This window comes from Bradyrhizobium sp. CCBAU 051011 (genome assembly GCF_009930815.1).
Taxonomy (GTDB): Bacteria; Pseudomonadota; Alphaproteobacteria; order Rhizobiales; family Xanthobacteraceae; genus Bradyrhizobium.
Genome location: NZ_CP022222.1, coordinates 972,501 through 993,974 on the forward strand (window position 1 = coordinate 972,501; position 21,474 = coordinate 993,974).

General features: G+C 59.3%; 15 protein-coding genes, 1 tRNA gene, 1 rRNA gene and 1 pseudogene (1 of these 18 cut by a window edge). 10 read left to right on the plus strand and 8 right to left on the minus strand.

Annotation, left to right across the window (positions count from 1 at the left end; all coding sequences use genetic code 11):
- Both ACH79_RS04695 and ACH79_RS04700 read right to left on the minus strand, forming a co-directional pair.
- Nucleotides 1–50, minus strand: a tRNA-Ile gene (locus ACH79_RS04695); it reaches 27 nt to the left of the window's first position.
- A 225-nt stretch (nucleotides 51–275) separates the two neighbouring features.
- Nucleotides 276–1,764: ribosomal RNA gene (locus tag ACH79_RS04700) — 16S ribosomal RNA — on the minus strand.
- 858 nt (nucleotides 1,765–2,622) lie between these two features.
- Here ACH79_RS04700 and ACH79_RS04705 point away from each other — a divergent pair.
- Both ACH79_RS04705 and ACH79_RS04710 read left to right on the plus strand, forming a co-directional pair.
- A complete protein-coding gene (locus ACH79_RS04705; protein WP_161849977.1) occupies nucleotides 2,623–4,692 on the plus strand; it encodes a M23 family metallopeptidase in 2,070 nt (689 codons plus the stop codon).
- Between the two features lie 344 nt (nucleotides 4,693–5,036).
- Nucleotides 5,037–5,300, plus strand: a complete 264-nt coding sequence (locus ACH79_RS04710; RefSeq protein ID WP_202639174.1) for a hypothetical protein — start codon at nucleotides 5,037–5,039, stop codon at nucleotides 5,298–5,300.
- Between the two features lie 68 nt (nucleotides 5,301–5,368).
- Here the strand turns inward: ACH79_RS04710 and clpB are convergent, their stop codons facing one another.
- Nucleotides 5,369–8,008 (minus strand): ATP-dependent chaperone ClpB, encoded by a 2,640-nt coding sequence (gene clpB / locus ACH79_RS04715; RefSeq protein ID WP_161849979.1) that lies wholly within the window; start codon nucleotides 8,006–8,008, stop codon nucleotides 5,369–5,371.
- Nucleotides 8,009–8,227: 219 nt separating this feature from the next.
- Between clpB and ACH79_RS04720 the strand changes: the two genes are divergently transcribed.
- Nucleotides 8,228–9,013: an MOSC domain-containing protein gene (locus ACH79_RS04720; RefSeq protein ID WP_161849980.1), complete on the plus strand. Its 786-nt coding sequence runs from the start codon at nucleotides 8,228–8,230 to the stop codon at nucleotides 9,011–9,013.
- 651 nt (nucleotides 9,014–9,664) lie between these two features.
- On the opposite strand, the gene ACH79_RS04725 is transcribed toward ACH79_RS04720, so the two are convergent.
- Nucleotides 9,665–9,883: a hypothetical protein gene (locus tag ACH79_RS04725; RefSeq protein WP_161849981.1), complete on the minus strand. Its 219-nt coding sequence runs from the start codon at nucleotides 9,881–9,883 to the stop codon at nucleotides 9,665–9,667.
- Nucleotides 9,884–10,039: 156 nt separating this feature from the next.
- Between ACH79_RS04725 and ACH79_RS04730 the strand changes: the two genes are divergently transcribed.
- The 5 genes from ACH79_RS04730 to ACH79_RS04750 all read left to right on the plus strand — a co-directional run bounded on the left by ACH79_RS04730 (nucleotide 10,040) and on the right by ACH79_RS04750 (nucleotide 14,029).
- Entirely contained in the window at nucleotides 10,040–10,393 is a 354-nt protein-coding gene (locus tag ACH79_RS04730) for a DUF4339 domain-containing protein (RefSeq protein ID WP_161849982.1), read from the plus strand.
- Between the two features lie 171 nt (nucleotides 10,394–10,564).
- Nucleotides 10,565–10,918, plus strand: coding sequence for a hypothetical protein (locus ACH79_RS04735; RefSeq protein WP_161849983.1), 354 nt, complete (start codon nucleotides 10,565–10,567; stop codon nucleotides 10,916–10,918).
- Nucleotides 10,919–11,981: 1,063 nt separating this feature from the next.
- The gene (locus ACH79_RS42865) at nucleotides 11,982–12,221 is read left to right on the plus strand and encodes a hypothetical protein (RefSeq protein WP_202639388.1); all 240 of its coding nucleotides are present in this window, start codon (nucleotides 11,982–11,984) and stop codon (nucleotides 12,219–12,221) included.
- A 142-nt stretch (nucleotides 12,222–12,363) separates the two neighbouring features.
- Nucleotides 12,364–12,582, plus strand: coding sequence for a hypothetical protein (locus ACH79_RS04740; RefSeq protein ID WP_161849984.1), 219 nt, complete (start codon nucleotides 12,364–12,366; stop codon nucleotides 12,580–12,582).
- 1,138 nt (nucleotides 12,583–13,720) lie between these two features.
- Complete coding sequence (locus ACH79_RS04750; protein ID WP_161849985.1) at nucleotides 13,721–14,029, plus strand: hypothetical protein; 309 nt, start codon at nucleotides 13,721–13,723, stop codon at nucleotides 14,027–14,029.
- Between the two features lie 115 nt (nucleotides 14,030–14,144).
- On the opposite strand, the gene ACH79_RS04755 is transcribed toward ACH79_RS04750, so the two are convergent.
- Entirely contained in the window at nucleotides 14,145–14,348 is a 204-nt protein-coding gene (locus tag ACH79_RS04755) for a hypothetical protein (RefSeq protein WP_161849986.1), read from the minus strand.
- Nucleotides 14,349–14,991: 643 nt separating this feature from the next.
- Between ACH79_RS04755 and ACH79_RS04760 the strand changes: the two genes are divergently transcribed.
- Both ACH79_RS04760 and ACH79_RS04765 read left to right on the plus strand, forming a co-directional pair.
- The gene (locus tag ACH79_RS04760) at nucleotides 14,992–15,408 is read left to right on the plus strand and encodes a hypothetical protein (protein WP_161849987.1); all 417 of its coding nucleotides are present in this window, start codon (nucleotides 14,992–14,994) and stop codon (nucleotides 15,406–15,408) included.
- Between the two features lie 258 nt (nucleotides 15,409–15,666).
- Nucleotides 15,667–16,556, plus strand: a pseudogene (locus ACH79_RS04765) (DNA ligase).
- Between the two features lie 272 nt (nucleotides 16,557–16,828).
- On the opposite strand, the gene ACH79_RS04770 reads toward ACH79_RS04765, so the two are convergent.
- From ACH79_RS04770 to ACH79_RS04780, 3 genes are all read right to left on the minus strand, one after another.
- Nucleotides 16,829–17,926, minus strand: coding sequence for a sensor histidine kinase (locus ACH79_RS04770; RefSeq protein WP_161849988.1), 1,098 nt, complete (start codon nucleotides 17,924–17,926; stop codon nucleotides 16,829–16,831).
- Nucleotides 17,927–18,340: 414 nt separating this feature from the next.
- Nucleotides 18,341–19,987 carry a B12-binding domain-containing radical SAM protein gene (locus ACH79_RS04775; RefSeq protein ID WP_161849989.1) on the minus strand — a complete coding sequence of 549 codons (1,647 nt, stop codon included), beginning with the start codon at nucleotides 19,985–19,987 and terminating at the stop codon, nucleotides 18,341–18,343.
- A 156-nt stretch (nucleotides 19,988–20,143) separates the two neighbouring features.
- Nucleotides 20,144–21,403 carry a class I SAM-dependent methyltransferase gene (locus ACH79_RS04780; RefSeq protein ID WP_371419362.1) on the minus strand — a complete coding sequence of 420 codons (1,260 nt, stop codon included), beginning with the start codon at nucleotides 21,401–21,403 and terminating at the stop codon, nucleotides 20,144–20,146.
- Nucleotides 21,404–21,474 lie beyond the last annotated feature (71 nt).

The window sequence follows — 21,474 nt, forward strand, 5'->3', positions numbered from 1 at the left end:
CGACCTCACGCTTATCAAGCGCGCGCTCTAACCAACTGAGCTACAAGCCCCTAACGCTTCCTCCGATGAGGATCAGGGACATGCGCGCACGCAATCGACTCGCGCCGATGCATCGCACAGCGCTAAGCCCCGGCGCGTGTTCGTCCGCGAAGAAAGAGAAACGAAGACGGCGAAATCCCGCCAATGCAGCTCAACAATCCTGACGATTGTTGGCCACTGATGTTTCTAAAACGATCCGATAGTCAGCGTGAGCTGAACTGAAGGATCATCCTTAGAAAGGAGGTGATCCAGCCGCAGGTTCCCCTACGGCTACCTTGTTACGACTTCACCCCAGTCGCTGACCCTACCGTGGCCGGCTGCCCCCTTTCGGTTAGCGCACCGTCTTCAGGTAAAACCAACTCCCATGGTGTGACGGGCGGTGTGTACAAGGCCCGGGAACGTATTCACCGTGGCGTGCTGATCCACGATTACTAGCGATTCCAACTTCATGGGCTCGAGTTGCAGAGCCCAATCCGAACTGAGACGGCTTTTTGAGATTTGCGAAGGGTCGCCCCTTAGCATCCCATTGTCACCGCCATTGTAGCACGTGTGTAGCCCAGCCCGTAAGGGCCATGAGGACTTGACGTCATCCCCACCTTCCTCGCGGCTTATCACCGGCAGTCTCCTTAGAGTGCTCAACTAAATGGTAGCAACTAAGGACGGGGGTTGCGCTCGTTGCGGGACTTAACCCAACATCTCACGACACGAGCTGACGACAGCCATGCAGCACCTGTCTCCGGTCCAGCCGAACTGAAGAACTCCGTCTCTGGAGTCCGCGACCGGGATGTCAAGGGCTGGTAAGGTTCTGCGCGTTGCGTCGAATTAAACCACATGCTCCACCGCTTGTGCGGGCCCCCGTCAATTCCTTTGAGTTTTAATCTTGCGACCGTACTCCCCAGGCGGAATGCTTAAAGCGTTAGCTGCGCCACTAGTGAGTAAACCCACTAACGGCTGGCATTCATCGTTTACGGCGTGGACTACCAGGGTATCTAATCCTGTTTGCTCCCCACGCTTTCGTGCCTCAGCGTCAGTATCGGGCCAGTGAGCCGCCTTCGCCACTGGTGTTCTTGCGAATATCTACGAATTTCACCTCTACACTCGCAGTTCCACTCACCTCTCCCGAACTCAAGATCTTCAGTATCAAAGGCAGTTCTGGAGTTGAGCTCCAGGATTTCACCCCTGACTTAAAGACCCGCCTACGCACCCTTTACGCCCAGTGATTCCGAGCAACGCTAGCCCCCTTCGTATTACCGCGGCTGCTGGCACGAAGTTAGCCGGGGCTTATTCTTGCGGTACCGTCATTATCTTCCCGCACAAAAGAGCTTTACAACCCTAGGGCCTTCATCACTCACGCGGCATGGCTGGATCAGGCTTGCGCCCATTGTCCAATATTCCCCACTGCTGCCTCCCGTAGGAGTTTGGGCCGTGTCTCAGTCCCAATGTGGCTGATCATCCTCTCAGACCAGCTACTGATCGTCGCCTTGGTGAGCCATTACCTCACCAACTAGCTAATCAGACGCGGGCCGATCTTTCGGCGATAAATCTTTCCCCGTAAGGGCTTATCCGGTATTAGCCCAAGTTTCCCTGGGTTGTTCCGAACCAAAAGGTACGTTCCCACGCGTTACTCACCCGTCTGCCGCTGACGTATTGCTACGCCCGCTCGACTTGCATGTGTTAAGCCTGCCGCCAGCGTTCGCTCTGAGCCAGGATCAAACTCTCAAGTTGGACTTGAAACCTTGAACCGGCTGATCACAACGTTTGACGAGGTCCCACCATTCTTCGCCGGCCGAAGCCGACGAGCTGCCCACGATTCACATCGCTGGCAACGATGGTGTAACCTTTAAAACGTGTACCGCCGAAGTCTTTCGTCCACTCCCAGAACTTGAAAGCCGAAGCTCTCAAGTATTCCGAGAGACGCAAGGACTCCGCCGTCCACGTTTCTCTTTCTTCATCTTCACTTGTCAAACAGCCCGGGACCCGAGGGACCCCACCCTTCCACTTCTGGAAGGTTCCCGCGCACTTCATCCGACGACAAATAACAACCGATTGGTATCGGCTGTTGAGTCACTCATCGTAATGAGGAGCTTACGGGGCGCGAATAGATGCCTTGGCCTCGTGGCCAATGCATCGCCGCGCTCAGTGGCCGGGTTATAGGCCCGCCCGATCGGGGTTGTCAACGCCCCTCGTCAAGAAATTGTCGTATCGCTCGCAAGTTTTTTGGGACGCCAAGAAGTCCCTATGTTTCGGGCCTTTGGCCGCACTTGAGCCACATTCCTGCGACGTTCTGACTATAAGGTTTGCATTGAATCGCCGGTACCAGTGGGGGCTGCCGGAGTTCATCTACCTGGGACAGGCGGTCTCGAGGAACCCGTCGCCTTTCCCACGCGGCCAGGAAACTTCGAGAGATCTGCTCACCATTGACGTTCGAGATTGTGGCCGGTCTTCTTTCTGGCCTCTGATTCCCGAATTTCCATGCGTGCGGCAACGCCATGCTCCGGATCGCTCCTTCAAAAGGGCGGAAACTTGGGTCTGGATCGGGCGAAGGTCTTGTCGGATGTCGATGGAATTTGGGGGGACACAGGGTTGAGCCAGAAGGCGCCACGCGGGAGCGGCTATGGACGCGAGATCGGGATCATCGATCTCGGTCACGAGCCGCCACTTTCCGTCGATGGCTCCGAGGCCGCGGTGATCGATCGCCGCCGTGTCTCCGTACAATGGTTTAGCGGCACCATCCTGACCGGTCTGTGCGGCGCGGCCCTGATCGGCGGCGCCGTTTTTGCGTCGCTCGACGGCGAAATGACCTTTGCCAAGGTGCCGGAGCGTGTCGAGGGCGCACTACGCGGGGCATTCGGCGCCAACGATCGTACCGCGACCCTGCATAAGAGCGACCGTCTGCCACCGCCCGGCGAATCCACCGCCTCCCGCAACGTGGTGCGGATATCCACAGTCACCCGTGTCGGCAACCGCGAGGTGATGCGGGCGCGGCCCTTCGTCCGCATCTCCGGCAACCTGTCCATGACGACGAGCGATCTCAGCTCGAAGATCCCGCCCTACAATGCCCAGCGCCTGCTGACCGATGTCGGCACCTCGACGCAGGCGGCTTCCGAGGATCCGAACAATCCCGAAGCCGTCGAACCCGACGCCGAGGTTTCCTTCGTTACCAAGGACCTCGCGACCGTGCTGCCCAAGGCGAAGCTCGCCGCCGTGGTCGCACTCGATGAAGTCCTGATGCGGGTACGGGATGCAGCGAACTGGCGCGGCTCGGGCGGTGTCCGCTACACGTCCCTTGCCAATGCCGCAGCCGACGCCAGCGGTGTGCAGTCCGATCTCAAGCTCGCCTATGCCACCGAAGGCAACGTCTCCGATCCCTATGCCGGCTTTGAAACCCGTATCGTGCCGGAAAACGTCACCCTGCTTCCGAAGACCAAGGACCAGATCACCGGCGGCAATCCATCCGGCGAGCGCGTTCACGTCGTGAAAAAGGGCGACACCATCGCTTCGATCCTGCGCGACCTGGGCGCGACGCCCGATGAAGCCAGGGCGGTTGCGCTGACCCTTGGCCCCCGCGGCCGCGACGGCGGCCTGAAGGAAGGTCAGAAGATCCGCATCCTGATGGCCCCCTCCGGCCTCGGACCCAGCGCCCGGCTGCAGCCCTATCGGGTGATCGTCGCCAACGAGACCACCGTTGAAGCCGTCGCCGCACTGTCTGACGTCGGCAAATATGTCGCCGTCGACGTGCAGAGCATGAATACCGTCGCCGAAGCCGCTACCGGCAAGGACGACGATGACGACGATGAAGATGATGGCAGCGGCGTCCGGCTCTACCAGAGCATCTACGAGACCGCGCTGCGCAACAAGGTGCCGGCCGCCGTGATCGAGGACATGGTCCGTATCTATTCTTACGACGTCGACTTCCAGCGCAAGGTGCAGCCGGGCGATTCCTTCGACGTGTACTTCGCCGGCGACGACGAAGGCACCCCCAACAACGAAAAGACCGAAGTGCTGTTCGCTTCGCTGACCGTCGGCGGCGAAACCAAGAAATATTATCGCTTCCAGACACCGGACGATTCTGTCGTCGACTTTTACGACGAGACCGGCAAAAGCGCGAAAAAGTTCCTGGTCCGCAAACCCGTCAACAACGCGATCATGCGTTCGGGCTTCGGCGGCCGCCGCCACCCGATCCTCGGCTTCACCAAGATGCACACCGGCGTGGACTGGGCGACGCCGTACGGCACGCCGATTTTCGCCTCCGGCAATGGCGTGGTCGAGAAAGTCGGCTGGGAAGGCGGCTATGGCAAATATGTTCGCCTGAAACACAATAACGGCTACGAGACCGCCTACGGCCACATGTCGGCGTTCGCCAAGGGCATGGAGCCCGGCAAGCGCGTGCGCCAGGGCCAGGTCATCGGCTTCGTCGGATCGACGGGCATGTCGACCGGCGCCCACGTCCACTACGAAATCCTGGTCAACGGCCGCTTCGTCGACCCAATGCGCGTCAAGCTGCCGCGCGGCCGCTCGCTCGAAGGCTCAATGCTGGCGAATTTCGAAAAAGAGCGCGACCGGCTCGACACCCAGATGAACAATCGCGGCAGCTCGGCGCGGGTTTCGGAGGCCACCGGCACCACGCCGCAGACGCGCCAGGTCAGCCGTTGAAGTCAGCCGCTGAGCCTTCGATAACATCTTGAAGATCCGATAGGAATACTCACGCCACGCCGAGTGTCGGATCAAAGGCAGCGGTCACGCGAGCACCGAAAGTGTCATTTGCCAGACCGCTCGCTGCCTCCGGCCGCGCCCGGCGGACCGGCGTCGGCGTCGGTGCAAGCGGGGGTGATCTATTTCTCGTCGGATATCGGGAACGCGATCTACAAGGTCGCGAAAAAATAGCCGCCGCGGCCTGAGGCTGGCGGAACTCTGCCCGCGCTCTCCGGTTGATGTGCAGGACAAAGCCGCCGGCCCGCCGCGGCCGGTGACGCATGGCCCGAGTGATGGAGGTCGTCATGCAGCTGACGCGTGAGGACGTTGCCAGGGTGGTCGGCGCCGCCGACGATGTGACCATCGCCCAGATCATTGGAACTGGCGCCACCGTGGACGAACTTGCCGAGGCCCAAGCCTGGCTCGCCAATGACGAGCCAATGATGAACGCCGGCAAGCCGCTGGCAACGGGCCGCGTGCGCGAACTCGTCGACATCCTCTCGGAGCTTGATCCAAGTGAGGATGACGACGAACGCGGTGGCAGCAGCCCGGCGCCCGAGCAAGCCTGACCCAACAATCTGGCGGGTGGATGCCTCCCGCATCTAGCGGGATGCATCCACTCGCTTTCCTGCCTGGCTTAGTTCAGCTTACGCTTCGGCACCGGCGTCTCGAACTGCGCGATCTCGGCGGTCTGGGCTGCCTTGCCGTTGAAGGTCAACACATTGCCCTCGCTCGAGATCACGACGCGGTCGCCGTCGGCGACATCGCCGGAGAGGATCATCTCGGCCAGCGGGTCCTGCAAGCTGCGCTGGATCACCCGTTTCAGGGGTCTTGCGCCGTAAGCCGGATCCCAGCCCTTGGCGGCCAGCCAGTCGCGGGCGGCCTCATCGAGCGTCAGCGTGATCTTGCGATCCTCCAGCAGCCTCTGAAGACGAGCGAACTGGATCTCGACGATCCGGCCCATCTCGCTCTTCTGCAGGCGGTGGAACAGGATGATCTCGTCGACGCGGTTGAGGAATTCGGGCCGGAAGTGCACCCGCACCATCCCCATCACCTGCTCGCGCACCGCCGAGGTATCCTCGCCTTCCGGCTGATTCACCAAAAACTCCGAACCGAGATTCGAGGTCATGATGATCAGCGTGTTGCGGAAGTCGACGGTACGGCCCTGGCCGTCGGTCAGACGGCCGTCGTCGAGCACCTGCAAGAGCACGTTGAAGACGTCGGGATGCGCCTTCTCGATCTCGTCGAACAGCACCACCTGATAGGGCCGCCGCCGCACTGCTTCGGTGAGCGCGCCGCCCTCGTCATAGCCGACATAGCCGGGAGGCGCGCCGATCAGCCGCGACACCGAGTGCTTTTCCATGTACTCGGACATGTCGAGGCGGACCATCGCGGTCTCGTCGTTGAACAGGTACTCTGCCAGCGCTTTCGTCAGTTCGGTCTTGCCGACACCGGTGGGCCCTAAGAACATGAACGAGCCCATCGGACGGTTCGGGTCCTGCAAGCCCGCGCGCGAACGGCGCACGGCGGTTGCAACCGCGCGCACGGCTTCGGCCTGGCCGACGACGCGCTTGCCGAGCGCGTTCTCCATCTTCAGGAGCTTGTCCTTTTCGCCTTCCAGCATCTTGTCGACGGGAACGCCGGTCCAGCGCGACACCACCTGCGCGATGTGGTTGGCGGTCACCGCCTCCTCCATCATCTCGCCGGCGTCTTCATTGTCCTCGATGGTTTCGAGCCGCTTCTCCAGTTCCGGAATCTTGCCATAGGCAAGCTCGCCCGCGCGCTGGAATTCGCCGCGGCGTTGCGCGTTGGCGAGTTCAATGCGTAAGGCATCAAGCTCACTCTTGATCTTCTGCGCGTCGGAGAGCTTGTTCTTCTCCGCACTCCAGCGCGCCGTCAGCGCCGACGATTTTTCCTCCAGATCCGCCAGTTCCTTTTCCAGCGACTGCAGGCGGCTCTTGGAGCCGATATCGGTTTCCTTCTTCAGCGCCTCCTGCTCGATCTTCAATCGGATGATTTCCCGATCCATCAAATCGAGCTCTTCCGGCTTGGAATCGACCTGCATCTTCAGCCGCGCCGCGGCCTCGTCCATCAGGTCGATCGCCTTGTCGGGCAGGAAACGGTCCGTGATGTAGCGGTTCGAAAGCGTGGTCGCGGCAACAAGCGCAGAGTCGGTGATGCGGACGCCGTGATGCTGCTCGTATTTGTCCTTCAGGCCGCGCAGGATCGAGATGGTGTCCTCGACCGTCGGCTCGGAGACGAACACCGGCTGAAAGCGCCGTGCCAGCGCCGCGTCCTTTTCGACATGCTTGCGGTATTCGTCGAGCGTGGTGGCGCCGATGCAATGCAGCTCGCCGCGCGCCAGCGCAGGCTTGAGCAGATTGGACGCGTCCATCGCTCCGTCCGCCTTGCCGGCGCCGACCAGCGTATGCATCTCGTCGATGAACAGGATGATCGAGCCTTCGGCCGCGGTGACTTCCTGCAGCACGGCCTTCAACCGCTCCTCGAACTCGCCGCGGTACTTGGCGCCCGCGATCAGCGCACCCATGTCGAGCGAGAGCAGCTTCTTGTCCTGCAGGCTCTCCGGCACGTCGCCATTGAGGATACGCAGCGCCAGCCCCTCGACGATCGCGGTCTTGCCGACGCCGGGCTCGCCGATCAGCACGGGATTGTTCTTGGTGCGGCGGGACAGCACCTGGATGGTGCGGCGGATTTCCTCGTCGCGGCCGATTACCGGATCGAGCTTGCCGTCGCGCGCGGCCTGCGTGAGATCGCGGGCATATTTCTTCAGCGCGTCATAGGCGTTTTCCGCCGTCGCGCTGTCGGCGCTGCGGCCCTTGCGCAACGCTTCGATCGCCGCATTGAGGCTTTGCGGCGTGACGCCGCCCTTGTTCAGAATGTTGCCGGCCTCGCCGTTCTTCTCCAGCGTCAAGCCCAGCAGCAACCGCTCGACCGTGACAAAGCTGTCGCCGGCCTTCTCGGCCGCCTTTTCCGCGGCGTCGAAGGCGCGCGCCATGTCGGGGGCAAGGTAGATCTGCCCGGCGCCGCTGCCCGAAACCTTCGGCAGCTTCTTCAGCGCGTCCTCCGTCGCCTTGAGGATGGCGCGGGAGTTCCCGCCGGCGCGATCGATCAGACCCGCGGCCAGCCCCTCGCTATCATCAAGCAGAACTTTGAGGACGTGCAGCGACGAGAACTGCTGGTGCCCGTCGCGCATGGCGAGCGACTGCGCAGACTGGACAAAGCCGCGCGCCCGCTCGGTGTATTTTTCAATATTCATGGTTTTACTTCCCTCGGCCTACCGCCCTCACCCCTGAGGCATGATTGCGGCATCTTCATTGGGGTTTCGCGGACCGCGTTGACATTCCTCAACCGGCCGCGGGTCGTCGCCCGCTTTTCAGGCTTGACGCAAATGTGGGCACGACCGGGCAAAACGGAAGAGCCGAGGCCATAAATTCGGAGTTGTGGCGCGAGCCGGAGAAATCTCTTAATAAGCCGCATGGACGCGACCTCCCCTGCCCGGATCACCGGGATTTACCGCTACCCCGTCAAAGGCCTGACCCCGGAGCAACTCGGCCGCGCCGAGCTGAAGCCCGGCCAGACCCTTTTGGCCGATCGCCGCTACGCCATCGAAAATGGCCCTTCCGGGTTCGATCCGGCCGAGCCGAAATGGCTGCCGAAGCCGCACTTCCTGATGCTGATGCGGGATGAATGGCTGGCCGGCCTGCACACCCATTTCGACGATGCGAGCCAAATCCTCTCGATTCGCCAAAATGGCGAGATCGCAGCTCAGGGCAACCTGGCGACGGCCGAGGGCCGGCGGATCATCGAGAATTTTTTCGCGACCGCCTTCGCCGGTCAGATCAAGGGGCCGCCGAAAGTGCTGGAGAGCCCCGGCCACAGCTTTTCGGACGTCGCCCGCAAGGTCGTTTCCATCATCAACCTCGCCAGCGTCCGCGCCATCGAGGATATTGTCGGCGCACCGGTCCATCCGCTTCGCTTCCGCGGCAATCTCTACGTCGACGGCTGGCCGGCCTGGCACGAATTCGACCTGCTCGACCGCACGCTTGCGATTGGCGATGTCAGGCTGAAGGTGGTGAAGCGCATCGTCCGCTGCGCCGCCATCAATGTCGATCCCGATACGGCCCAGCGCGACCTCGCGGTCCCGCCGGCGTTGCAGCGCCGGCTCGGCCATGCCGACTGCGGGATCTATGCCGAGGTGATCACCGGCGGCACGATCAATGCCGGCGATACGATCGCGGCGGAGCAGGTCGAGTTGTTGTGACGTGGATTGGGGCGGCATTGTCCGTCCTGCGATTTCTGTCGTCATTGCGAGCGAAGCGAAGCAATCCATTCGTCCGCATGCGTGGTGACAATGGATTGCTTCGCTGCGCTCGCAATGACGTGGATATGACTTCGCCTTCTCGCGACGCACCGCGCCCGAGGTTTGCATGAACCATCTCCTCCCCTCGACAACGAGGGTGCAGGGAATGCCGGGTGCTGGCTAGCACCCGCGGTCTCGTGTGCAATGTGTGCAGAAGATGCGCACACGAGCATACAGGTACAGCCGAAGCAGTCCGGCATTCCCTGCGCAAGGAAGTCAACCGGTCTGAAAAGTCGAGACAAATCAACGTCGTGTGGTGGATGTGTTCACATTTGTGTCGCGATTCCCGTTGGTGTCTTGATGAAAATAAATATCAATCGCTATACAGCCCTGTGGAGAGTTTGGCTCCGCCTGCCTAGGCATGCCGCCCGGAAGCTCATAGTGCTGCAAGGCGGCCGGGGGGAGAATTGTTCGGTTGGCAAAGAAAACGGGCAGCCGGAGCCGTCGTTGATGCGCTTCGGCCAATCGTCGGAACGATCCAGTACCATGGTGTACCCGCTGGCTTGTGGCTTGAACCTTACGTCGCGGGCTTTTTCGCTTCGTGATTGGCCATCACGCCAAGATGGCAACGAGCGGTCGCATCACCGGCGCGGACTTGGGGGTTCTGCTGGCGGAGGTTTTCACGGCGCTTTCGAACATGATCGGTGTTGCTATCGCACGGCTTGCGACCGAACTACATGCAGCCAATGATCCGACTTCAACCGAGCGGCCGATGATGCGGCGGCTGTTTGTTTTTATCAAATACGTATTCTCAAAAATGAGATCGACCATCCGCTGGTTCAAGCCGCCACGCGTATTGCTGTTGCCGCTGGCGAAGCGAAGGGCGAGAACCGGGAGACCATCTATTCCATGATGTATGTGGCCTCGCTTTTCAATGAAGTGGCGAGGCTCCGCGGCGAGAGTTGAAAATCTTTTGAGGAGTCTCACTTGTCTGACCGTTGGTATTACGCCGATTACAACGGACAAAATGGACCGGTAACCCTTCAAGAATTGAAGGCGACGCTGTCACGTTCTGCTGAACCCGAGAACGTGCTGGTTTGGCATGACGGCTTTCCAGATTGGATGAAGGCCGGTGCTGTTGCCGAATTGAAAGCGCAGATTTCGAAGCCGCCACGGTTGCCAACGGACCAGATTCCTACTTGGCAGGTGAAGTGGTGGTGGTGGTACCCGGTCCCTTTCATTTCAATTGGTATCGGCAGCCAGGTGGGACGAAAAGTAGTGATTTGGAGTTCTGCGCAGCGGCGAACGGCAAGATTGCAAAAAAGGCTGCGTGATGCCTAAGCCTCCTTATCCCCGCATGACGAGCGGCGCGTCTGTACCATTGCGATGGTTGAACGGTACGAAAAAGAAATTAGGGGGGTCGAATGGCAGGCATTTGGAATAGGCTGTTCGGGAAGCGCCAGCGGCCTACAGCAGCGCTAACGTTGCTCGATTACGCCGAAAATTATCTGTTTGTTGTTTGAAGTCGGCTCGCAGGATGAGAAAACTCAAATCGCTGAACAACTGTTTGGGGCGGCAAGCAGCACAGCTCATCAGGTGGGCGCAGGCGATCTTCATTTGCTCATCAAATCCAGTAACATTGAAAAAGTGTCGCGGGCGGCGGTTTATTCCCGCCAGAAATTCGACGAGGTTTTTGCCAGCAACGAGGCAAGATTCGGGGCGGGCGCGTTGGCTCTGGTCCACTTCATTATCCTCAACTCGACGGGCGCGCTTAAAGACACACCGCGCGCAGAACTGGTGGCCCGGAAGGCAGCGCATCTCTATTCGGCCACATACGCCGGGAAACAATCGACCAAGCCGTATTAGCAGCTGTCACATGCTCATCATGACTGATTATTATTTTGCCTCCCTATCCCGCTCCGCCCGCGCAAACGCCTTCGCCCGCTCCAGAGCTTCTTCGCTGGTGAGGATGTCCGGCCGCAGCCGTCGGGCCAGGATGTCATCGAAGTAAAGAATTTGGATTCCCGGCCGTCGGCGAAACGGACTTCGAAGCTGCCGGACTTCGGCACGGCTTCATGGCGGATGATGCGAATGCAGTTTGGCATCAAAACAGAAGGACCGGTTAGATGTCGCTGTGTGTCCGCTTCTTCCGCCACAACGCAAATGCGATTAAAGCCAGCACCGCAATGCGAAAGGTGCTGGGCCGCCGATGTGCATCGTTTCCTAACTCACGTCGCCGTCGCCAGTGCATAGAGATCGTTCCCTGACTTGCCTCGCCCTCGCCAACGCTAGGCCGCCGCCAAACATACGCCAGATGGTTAGGATCGTTCCTAACGTGGCGGCCCTACTCAATGTATAAAAAGAGCGATGACCATTAACAGGACCGTCAATGCTCCAAGTGCGATCACTGCAATTTTGAACCAGATATCTCCAAAACTACTCCCGTCGGAAAACTCATACGGGAGTACCGATGATGTCTCTCCAGTCACCAATGATAGGCGATGAATGATAGGCGATGCGGTGATGATGAAAGTTGATTTATGTTAGGCAGCCGGCGCGTGGGAGGTTTCTGAAAAGGGGGTGCCGGACTCTCCCGATGCCTCAAGTCCAATCTAGCAGCAGGCATGGCGGAATTGGTGTCGCTGCCTGTCCCTCCCTCGGAACAAAGATTAAATTTACGCCGCGCCCTGCCACAGACCGCGCCTCGCCCTTGCCCCCGCGCCGCCGATCTACCGATCTCCCTCCGATTTCGCGATGATCGCAAGGCTCTCAAATTGGTTCGCTAGCGCTGCCCAGCTACGTGAAATATTCCTTAGCACGGCAGATCGGCGGGCTGAATTCCTAGGATTACCTGCGAGGGCTTTGTACTCCGCAGCATAGGCTCTGCATTGTTCGACTGAATGCATTTGGGCTCCGCGCGGAGCCGCCATTGGCCCTCGTGTTTGACGGCAACATCGTATTTCTTTTGCAGTTCCTATTTTTCCCGTCGGACTCCACTGTGTGCGTGCAGGATCGTCAAATGACAACCGTCTGGATCTATGTCGATACCAGCAGGCAAGTCGGCGACCGGGATCACCTCAAGGTTTTCGCGAACCGCGACGCCGCCGATGAACGGTTTGCGAAGAACGATCCGGAGGGCGTTGCGTTCGAATACGAGGTTCTGGAATGAGCCGGAGATGCGGCACGGTAACAGGCGCAACGAACCATGACCCTTCAGGGTGCCGCCCAAAGGGAATACAGCATGCCGACGACTAGAGCCACGCTCAAAATGATCGTCGCGATCCCGGCAATCTCGAGGATGGAAACCTGCTTTGGATCAACTGCCATCCGCCATTCACCGGCGGCTGCTGGGCGACGGCGTTGATCTGGATCAAGTAAGAGAAGACGCCATCGAGGGGAGCTTTCTTCAGCCCGCAGCTAACAGGATTGGCAACAACGTCACGGCGGTCAACAGTGCTCAGAGCAGAAGAGAAAGCGCGCCGACCTTAAACCACCCAACCATGGCAGCCCCCTTACTCTACACAGGGTGACCAGTGTTGATCTGGCGAAACCGAAAAGCAACGTCTTTCCTCTCACGCCTTAGTGACATGCAATATGCAGTTTGTGCCGCGGCCACCAGCCGAGCCGGCTGGAAGCGCCGATCACGCTGACCAGGCGGAGGACGGGCGCGGCAGCTCGGCCCAATGTCGACTATGACGACGTACCGGCTTCGGTGCAGGAGCTACTGGAGATGGCAAAGCGCTGAAGCCTGGACGAGACTTGCGCTCGATCAATGTGGAACTCCGCACCTCGCCCATCATTGCTGCTCGTAATGAGTGAGCATTGGCTGATGAGTAGGCCATTCATTTTCAAATGTCCGATAACCAATCAGCACGTCCAAGGCTGGTTGAGGATGAGGATGCGCAAGTTACTGAGTTCGAAGGAATGGCCTGCCCAGCGTGTACGCGGCTACACTTCGTCAATCGTAAGACCGGCGAGCTGCTGGGAGCCCGAAGCAAATAAGGACCAAGGATGCCGCTTAAGCTGATCCTCATTCCCGATTGCTCTCGCTGATCTCGGACTCGGCCTGAAGCCAAAACTCCAAGTCGCGGTCTGCAGAGCGTCCGTTCTGTCCCTAAATTTCCCGAGCACAGTACGCCTCTCCGACCTGGAGCCGAGATTTACCTGTCAGGTTTGCCGCCATGGAGCCGATTATCCGGCCGTCTTTGAGCATCGACGCATGAGGACCGGTTAGCCCCGGGTATCGCTGTCTGCCGATCTTCGTGACGCGGAGGGTCAGGGCTTCGGAGGCGGTCCTGCCTCGAACGCCATTAGATTGATTGTCTCTGGTGTGGACCGCGTCAGCCTCGCCCGGCACCCGCCTTCGTACGAAGGGCCCCAGCGGGGGCGACGCTGAGGCCCTTGCGGGCTGAGGTGTCGCACTTCGGCAAGCGCGACAGCGCCTCAACCCACTTCGCTCGCTCGCGTTCCTAACCTCCGCGCCGCTCCTTGAGCCCCATGCACGATGCGCCGGTTTCCAGCTGTTCCTGGCCTGGAGCGATGCAATTCTTAGGAACGAGTTGAGGACTGACGGCATAGAATTGGGCGGCGTCTCCCGTCGACGCCACGGCTCCAGCTCTAATCCACCGCCTCAACTTCCAAGAGCTGAGCCACCTAGTGGAGTTGCGTATGCGTCACTCGCAATCAATGGTGCCGTCAGAAGGCGGCGGGGATACGTATTTGGTGCTGGAGGACTTGGGCCGCTTCGGCCGCGTCTGGCGCGAGACCGCTGAAGCGGACGCCAACCACGAGATGCTGATCCGCGAACTGTTGGACGATCAATACAGCCGTCCGAGGCGTATCGTCGCATTCAATACCGCTGAGGGGTGGTCTCGCGACGTGACGGTCGATATAGCCGACGAGCTACGCCGACGGTTTGCCGAGTGCGATGACGTGCCAGTTTCCGTCGAGGAGTTCTTGGAGTTGGCGAGACGCTGAGCCCTCAAGTTCCGAAACGGATGTGAGCGCCGATCTGAGAGCGTGAGCGGCCCGACACACGATAGAGACGACATACGCTGGCCAAACCTGGCCCCGCCGGACTGGCCTGTTCTGGCTACGGATTTTTGGCAACGTTTGGGCTAAAGCTCTTGGCCTCGCTTGTGTCGCGAGCAAGCGAACGATACCGATCGATCTGCCCGGCGACTCGCTTCCAGCTATTGGCGAGGTCACGCAAAACCCGAGCCTCAGTTTCGCTTGCCGCCGATTTCATCAGGCGCAGACATTCTTCGGCTTGTTCCAGGCAGTACTGTGCGCGCATTGCTTCCTATCCACACTAGCCAACGCAAACAAGGTGATTTGGTTGCCACGCAAACAGGGCTTGCTTGCAGGTTTTTCCCACCAATGCTCCTTGGTGCAGCACATGCGCAGTGTGCCGAGTGCAATTCCACCGCTTTTTCCTTCCCTTCTTTGCGGATCTTAACAAAGGATAATGACGGTCGGCAATTTTCTCGATTAACTGAGCTTTTCGTGGGGGCGACTACCCACGGACTAGTCGATGAACTATTTCGATGAAGTCAGTACCAGCTATCGCCAGTCGATTGAGATCGCCTCGAACTACCTTGTAAGAAAGGGTTACCCCCGCGCCCGCCGCTCGAGACCAAGCGCGATTGCACGTCATCTCTCTCCTGAACGCTGGAGAACGTCGGCCACTTGTGGTCGCAATTAAGGCGATTTCCGAGATCGAATACCGAGCCTCCCTTCTGGGGCCTGTAGAGAACTTATCGAGCACCTTAGTCAGTCTTGCTGCTCGGACGTGAAGGGCCACCCCGCTCCAAGTTTCTCGCAGCGCCTCGATGACGTCGGCAAAGGAGCCTCAGGCAAATTGACTTTGGCCGAGATAGCAACCAAATGGGGTTGATGTATGTTCATGGTTCGCTGGGCGGCTCTTAGAGGAGCGTTCTATGTGCGATTACAGCTTACACGCGGTCGCCAGCCGTCCCGCGCAGGTCGCGGAAACGCTGGTTTCTTCCAAATTTCAAGCCACGACGACTCGAGGCTTTGCTAGTCCGAACGATCCGCAGGTCGCTGTCTGCCTTCGTCCCGGGACGGAGATCGCATTCGAGACGAACGTACAAAAAAGCGGCCTGTTGTTCCGCAAAGATATTGGCGATCGGCTGGCTCGCTTTCGGCAGATAGATCTCGATCAACCGATGCATCATCACGACGCGCTGGAGTTTTCCAACGGCACAATCGTTTTGGTGACCGATCTCATTCCAGGACAAAAAGCTACAGTGCTTCAACTACCCGCCAACCCCCTCGAGCAAAACGTTAGCAAGCCTCAGTCTGCCGCCCGACACAGCTTCGCTCAGCACACCTAAGGCTTACGTTCCGAGTGACCTCGCCCGCCAACTTTCGCGGGCGGGGCACTAGTGATGGTTTTTCTCTGCTCGGGTTGCGGAGCAGCTTACAAGGCTGCCGTTCAGAAGCTCACGGAGTCAAGGCAGCTAGGGTATTTTGTGTTCAGAGTGTAAAATCCTGGTCCTTTCTTGGCACGACGTTTACGACTACTCCGCTTTGACTCCGATGTTTGCAAAAAAGGCGGGCGCCAACCTAAGCGGCAGGGGCGCGGAGTTTTTGTGGCGTATCAGCGCAAGGAGGCGGCGATCGGCGTGAAGGCGCCCTACCTCGGGTTTGTTAGCCAGCGCTGGCGACCTCGATCGATAAAGTGCCGTCCGGCGATCGCTGGATCCACGAGATCAAGTTCGACGGCTATCGCGTTCAGCTTCATATCCATAACGACGCCACCAAGGTCCTTACCCGCTGCGGCAATGACTGGACCAGACGCTTCAAAAAAGTTGCCGACGATGCCTAATGCGGGCAGCGCCATTACCGATGGCGAGGGTGGTGGTGCCCGCCGCCGACGGCACCACTGATTTCTCCGTGCTGCAGAACGAATTGCGCGGCAAGATCGCGTTCGATCTGTTCTACCTCAACGGCCAGGATCTGCGAAAACTTCCGCTGATCGAACGCAAGGGGCATCTGTAAGAGACTAATGAGAAAACCGCGATCCAGTTCAGCGAAAGCTTCGAGGTCGACCAAGGAGATGTTCGCCCACGCCTGCAAGGTCAGGCTGGATGACGTCGTCTCAAAGGTCCACGACAGCCGCTATCTTTCAGGGCGCGGCCGCGACTGGGTCAAGAAAACCTGCGCCCAGCGCGAGACGCTGACCGTCGCTGCCTTTGCGCTCGACGGCAACGATTGAGACGGCATCTATGTCGGCCGGCGCAAGGGCGATGACCTGGCCTATGCTGGCAAGGTCGTCCACGGCTTCGACAAGAAATCATCCGCCGAGCTGCGCAAGCGCCTAGCGCCCCTGATCTGTAAAACCCATCCCTGCACCAAGCGGATCGCGCACAAGGGGATCTGGGTGGAGCCGGAATTAATGGCCGAGATTGAGTACCGCGCTAAGTCTGCCGAGGGAAAGGTTCGCCACCCATTCTTCAAGGGTCTGCGGGAGGACCTGTAGAGAAAGGGGGCCGCCAACTGAGGCGGCCTCTTCCAAGCACGACTTCCGCTTTGCTCTTCTTATCAACGGACATCGTTAGCTTGGCGCGGCGCATCCGATAAAGTGCCAAACTCGGAAGCCTCGCTGCCTGCACGGCACGTCCGTTGTAACTCCAGAGCCGAAAGTCGTAAACCGGCTTCGAACACGCTCGACGGCAGACTGATGGAACTCGGTGAGGCGACGACGCGGCGCCCCTGTCTTAACGTTGGCCACTTAGCGCTGGTAGAAGAGCTTCACGCGCTATTCGGGGAAATTGCCAGATTTTCGAGGGGGGCCGTCAGGCGGCAAATGAGCCCGGTTGATCCATACGATACTTCCACGGAGCCTCCGAAATCGTCTTGTAGCACTCGAGAAATGAGGCGCGAACCAAAGCCTACAGCGGCGGGTTCCGTCGCAGGCGGGCCACCAAGCTCCCGCCAGACGAAAACAAATTTTGGCTCACCCTCCTGATCTTCGGATGTCCATGTAATCGAGACGTGGCCGCCCGCCACAGTCAAAGCGCCATACTTCAAAGCGTTGGTCGCAAGCTCGTGGATTGCCAAGGACAGAGCGAGGGCCTGTCGAGATTTGACGATAAGTGGAGGACCCGAGACCGCAAACCAATCTTCATCAGTCCTATAAGGGATTAGGGCGGTGCTGATCACATCTTGAAGGGGCGCTGCAGCCCAATTTGCTGCGGTAAGTAAGTCGTGCGCTCGACCGAACGCTGCAAGCCGTCCTTGATACTTTTCAAGATCGGCTTTGCTCGACGTGTTGCGAAATGTCTGAGTGGCCACGGCACTAAGTACTGTGAGAGTGTTCTTGACACGATGCTTGAGCTCCTCATTGATGAGGTTCAGCGCTTCCCTTGCCATGTGCTCGGACGTGACATCTCTGCAGACGACAAGCACGCCGCCCACTTTGCCTTCGAAATCGATTGGACCAAAGCTATACGTCCACCAGACATCCTCGCGACGACCGTGACGCGTTACCGGTACCAGTTGGTCCTCATGCCAGGTGGCTCCTTTACCTGCCATGACGTACTCGATCTGGGGACCAATGGTGTCCCATATCTCATCCCAACAATCGCGGCCCCGTGCACCCAAAGCACTTGGATGCCTTTCGGGCCCCATCGTCTCACGGTATGCATCGTTATAGAACTGGATGAGCTCCGGTCCCCACCAGATGAACATCGGGTGACGCGAGGTGAGAACGAGCCGCACCGTAACTCGAAGGCTTTGCGGCCAAGTTTCTGGAGAACCGAGCGACGTTTTTGACCAGTCAAATCCCCTCGTCAAAGCGCCCATCTCGCCGCCGCCCGCCAAGAAGTCGCTGACTATTTTCCGGTCCATACGCGCGCAACCTCACTCAGACGCTCGTCGCCAAGCCTACAGCCCGAACTCCGCGAATTGCAATGTCCCTTCGGGTTTGACCAGACCACGGCGACTTTTGGTCGACTCCGGTGAATGTCTCAAAGGTGCCAGGACCCGACATGCTGCTGCTCGCTTCGTCACAGTGGATTGCGGGGCCTGCCAGCTTCCGGCCCAGCGTTCCTGTCAGGGCGGAGTGCATCTATTTGGACTTTGGAACCGAACCCGCTTTCTCACGACCACCGGCGCGCTGCCGGGACACCCTCCATTCGGCGAGAAGTTGGCTTGAACTACAAGTTCGACTGGGGCGGGCCGATCGCCAGAAGATATTGATCGCACGAAGGCCTCGACTTAAGGGAACGGCTGCCCGCTTCTGCATCTTTATGAGCTCAAGGCCTACACTTGCTCGTTCCTCGGGTTATTACTGCCCGCCTTTACTGGACGAGCACAAGCAGAGGACTCCGTGGCCCTCACCGGATGCCTACCGTCCAACTCGGCAATGCGGCGGTCAATCTCACCGATCACGCGCTTCGAGAACGGCCCGAGGTGCAGGTACAGCGCCATCAGCATCACGATGTAACGCAGCGCGCCTGGATTGGTCTTAGCGATCTCGACGAAGGTCTTCCAGAACGGCTCGCGAACCTCCGGTAGGATCCGCATGACCTTGTGTACGCTGTCGAGGCCGCCAAGTCTCTTGCGCATGTCGCCGTCTGGCAGGTCGCGGCGACGGTCGGAGCGGTCAAGCATGACGGCGAGCCGTGACAGCCGTCCCGCGTATGCCGTCGGGCAGAAAACGTGATCGAGCACTGCCTTGTAATCCACAAGGATGTCACGAAGCGGACGCTTGGTGTCGAAATTGCATCCGAGCGTGCATTGGTCGCCCGCCTGCTCTACCTTCATGAGGTCATGGCCGTTGTGCAGGCGGCCTTCCTTGGCTAGCCGCCGCGTCAGCTGTGTACCAGGCAGCGCATAGAGTAGTCCAACCATGCAGACTGGAATGTTCGTCTCCTCGATGAAGTCGATCATCGCCTGTCCCATCGAAACTTTCTCGGTATCGAACCCGACGATGAAGCCCGCGGTGATGAACATGCCGTAGCCGTAAATCTTATGGACGCACTCCGCGATGTTGCGCCTGGTGTTCTGCTTCTTCTTCATCTGCACGAGCGCCTCTGGATCCGGGCTCTCGATGCCGACGAAAATCGCGAAGAAATTTGTGTCCTTCATCGCCTGCAACAGATCATCGTCGTCCGCGATATTGATCGAGGCTTCGGTCGAGAACTCGAACGGATAGTCGCGCTCTTCCAGCCAGGCTTTGAGCTGCGGCAGCAGCGTGCGAAGGTTTTTCTTGTTGCCGATGAAATTGTCATCGACGAAATCGACATGCCCGCGATAACCGTGATCGTAGAGCGCTTGCAGCTCGGCGAGAATCTGATCGTTGGTCTTGGTGCGCGGCACGCGACCATACAGCTCGATAATATCGCAGAACTCGCAGGTGAATGGGCAGCCACGCGAATATTGCACGCCGATGAAGAGATAGTGATCGAACTTAATCAGATCGTAGCGGGGCATCGGGCTTAGGGTGACGTCGATCTTGAATTTCTCGGCGATGAACACGCCCTTGCGCTCGCCTCTTTCCCAGGCGGCGATGAAGTGCTGCATGACTTGCTCGGCTTCGCCGATCACCTGGAAGTCCGCGTCCGCGTAAAGATGCGGGCTGGAGGACACGTCAGGTCCACCGACGCATACCGGCTTGCCGTGCAGGTGGGCGAGATCGATCAGGTAGATGAAATCAGGCTGCTGGTTGAGCATGCCGCCGATCATCACGAGATCGGCCCAGTCGAGGTCCGCGTCCGTCAAAGGTTCAGTGTTACGGTTGACGAGACGGATGTCCCAATGCTTCGGCAGCATGGCGGCGACCGTGATCAGGCCGAGTGGCGCGGCCGGATACTTCGCGCCGACCAGTTCGCAGGCTTCCGTATAGTTCCAGAACGAGTTCGGAATGAACTTCGGATAGACCATTAGGACACGGCAGAGAATCGTCATGTGCCTCCCCGTAGTTTGGGGGAGGGTGTCACGCAGTTTGTCGGGACTCAAGGGGTCGATTCTTCCGAAAAGTTCCATTGCCGGAAGTGATCGGCGACCTATTCGATCACCTCGACGCGTGTCAGCAAGGTCGGTGGACTGTCGAGTCGGCGTCCTTTAGCCGGCCGTCTGCGCGCGCGCCCAGGCTGCCCGCTCGAAGTCGATCATGAAATCGCGCGTGATCGGCACCGCATCACGTTTGGTCGACAGCAGAATTTGAAACACCATGTGAGAGCCATGCAGGAATTCGAGTTCGACGGCGGCAAGATAGAATTCCCACATCCGGCAGAACCGCTCGTCGTAGATCGCAGCAGCCCGGGCTCTATTTTTGGCGAAGCGCTCGCGCCAGTGTTTCACCGTGTAATAATAATGCAATCGCAGCACTTCCATGTCGTTGCACCACAGACCGCAGCGCTCCGTGGCAGCGAAGGTCTCGGATAGCGCCGGCACATAGGCGCCAGGAAAGATGTATTTGCGGATGAAGGGGCCGGTGGTGCCGGGCTGCGACATCCGGCCGATGCAATGGATGAAAGCATAGCCGTCAGGCGCCAGGAGCTCGCGGATTTTCAGGAAATATTCATCAAAATGACCGATGCCGACATGCTCCATCATGCCGACCGAAACCACTCGGTCAAACTGGCCGGTGAGTTGGCGATAGTCTAACTCGCGAAACGAGACGCGATTGGAGACGCCGGCGGCCTCGGCATGATCTCGTGCGGCCCTGATCTGTTCGGGCGAAACATTAACCGCGGTGACATGGGCGCCTGTTTCGCGCGCCAGATGAATGGCGAAGCCGCCCCAGCCGGAGCCAATCTCGGCGACCGTCATGCCGGACTTTAATTGCAGCTTGCTGGTGGCGTGAATCAGCTTGTTGCGCTGCGCCTGTTCGAGCGTTTCATGCTCGGGGTCTCGAAAATAAGCGCAGGAATATTGCATCTGATCGTCGAGGAACAGGCGGTAAAGCTCGGTCGAGATATCGTAGTGGTGGCGCGCATGGGCGGCGGCAAGCCCGATCGGATTGGCCTGATGCCAGCGGCGCAGGCCGCGCCACACCCGCCGCATCAACTTTTGTGAGCCGTACGAATAAAGCCCGGCGCGGTTGACGGAGAACAGCAGCAGAAAATCGTGGATTGCGGCACCGTCCTCCAGCGTCAGACTGCCGTCCATATAGGCTTCGGCGGCGTATAGCTCCGGATTGATGAACAGCTTGGCGTAGAGCCTGCGATCGTGGAGGTGGATGGCGACGTCGGGCCCGGGCCGGCGTTCGCCGAAGACATGGACCTTCCCCTCGGCATCGCGGACTCGCAGGGTGCCCTGGCGGATGAAGCGTCGAAGCAGATTGGACAACAAGCGCACGTTGCCGTCCTCCGTGGTCACTGCAAGTCTCTTTAGCAATGTATCCGAAGGAGGTCACGGGCGCCAACAACGGAAGTCGCAACCGGATATTC

What these genes read in the sequence shown, in the direction of transcription:
- ACH79_RS04750 (WP_161849985.1), top strand. Translation starts at nt 13,721, where the DNA reads ATGCGTCACTCGCAATCAATGGTGCCGTCAGAAGGCGGCGGGGATACG.
- ACH79_RS04760 (WP_161849987.1), top strand. Translation starts at nt 14,992, where the DNA reads ATGTGCGATTACAGCTTACACGCGGTCGCCAGCCGTCCCGCGCAGGTC.
- ACH79_RS04775 (WP_161849989.1), bottom strand. Translation starts at nt 19,987, where the DNA reads ATGACGATTCTCTGCCGTGTCCTAATGGTCTATCCGAAGTTCATTCCG.
- ACH79_RS04720 (WP_161849980.1), top strand. Translation starts at nt 8,228, where the DNA reads ATGGACGCGACCTCCCCTGCCCGGATCACCGGGATTTACCGCTACCCC.
- ACH79_RS04725 (WP_161849981.1), bottom strand. Translation starts at nt 9,883, where the DNA reads ATGGTCGATCTCATTTTTGAGAATACGTATTTGATAAAAACAAACAGC.
- ACH79_RS04710 (WP_202639174.1), top strand. Translation starts at nt 5,037, where the DNA reads ATGCAGCTGACGCGTGAGGACGTTGCCAGGGTGGTCGGCGCCGCCGAC.
- clpB (WP_161849979.1), bottom strand. Translation starts at nt 8,008, where the DNA reads ATGAATATTGAAAAATACACCGAGCGGGCGCGCGGCTTTGTCCAGTCT.
- ACH79_RS04770 (WP_161849988.1), bottom strand. Translation starts at nt 17,926, where the DNA reads ATGGACCGGAAAATAGTCAGCGACTTCTTGGCGGGCGGCGGCGAGATG.
- ACH79_RS04755 (WP_161849986.1), bottom strand. Translation starts at nt 14,348, where the DNA reads ATGCGCGCACAGTACTGCCTGGAACAAGCCGAAGAATGTCTGCGCCTG.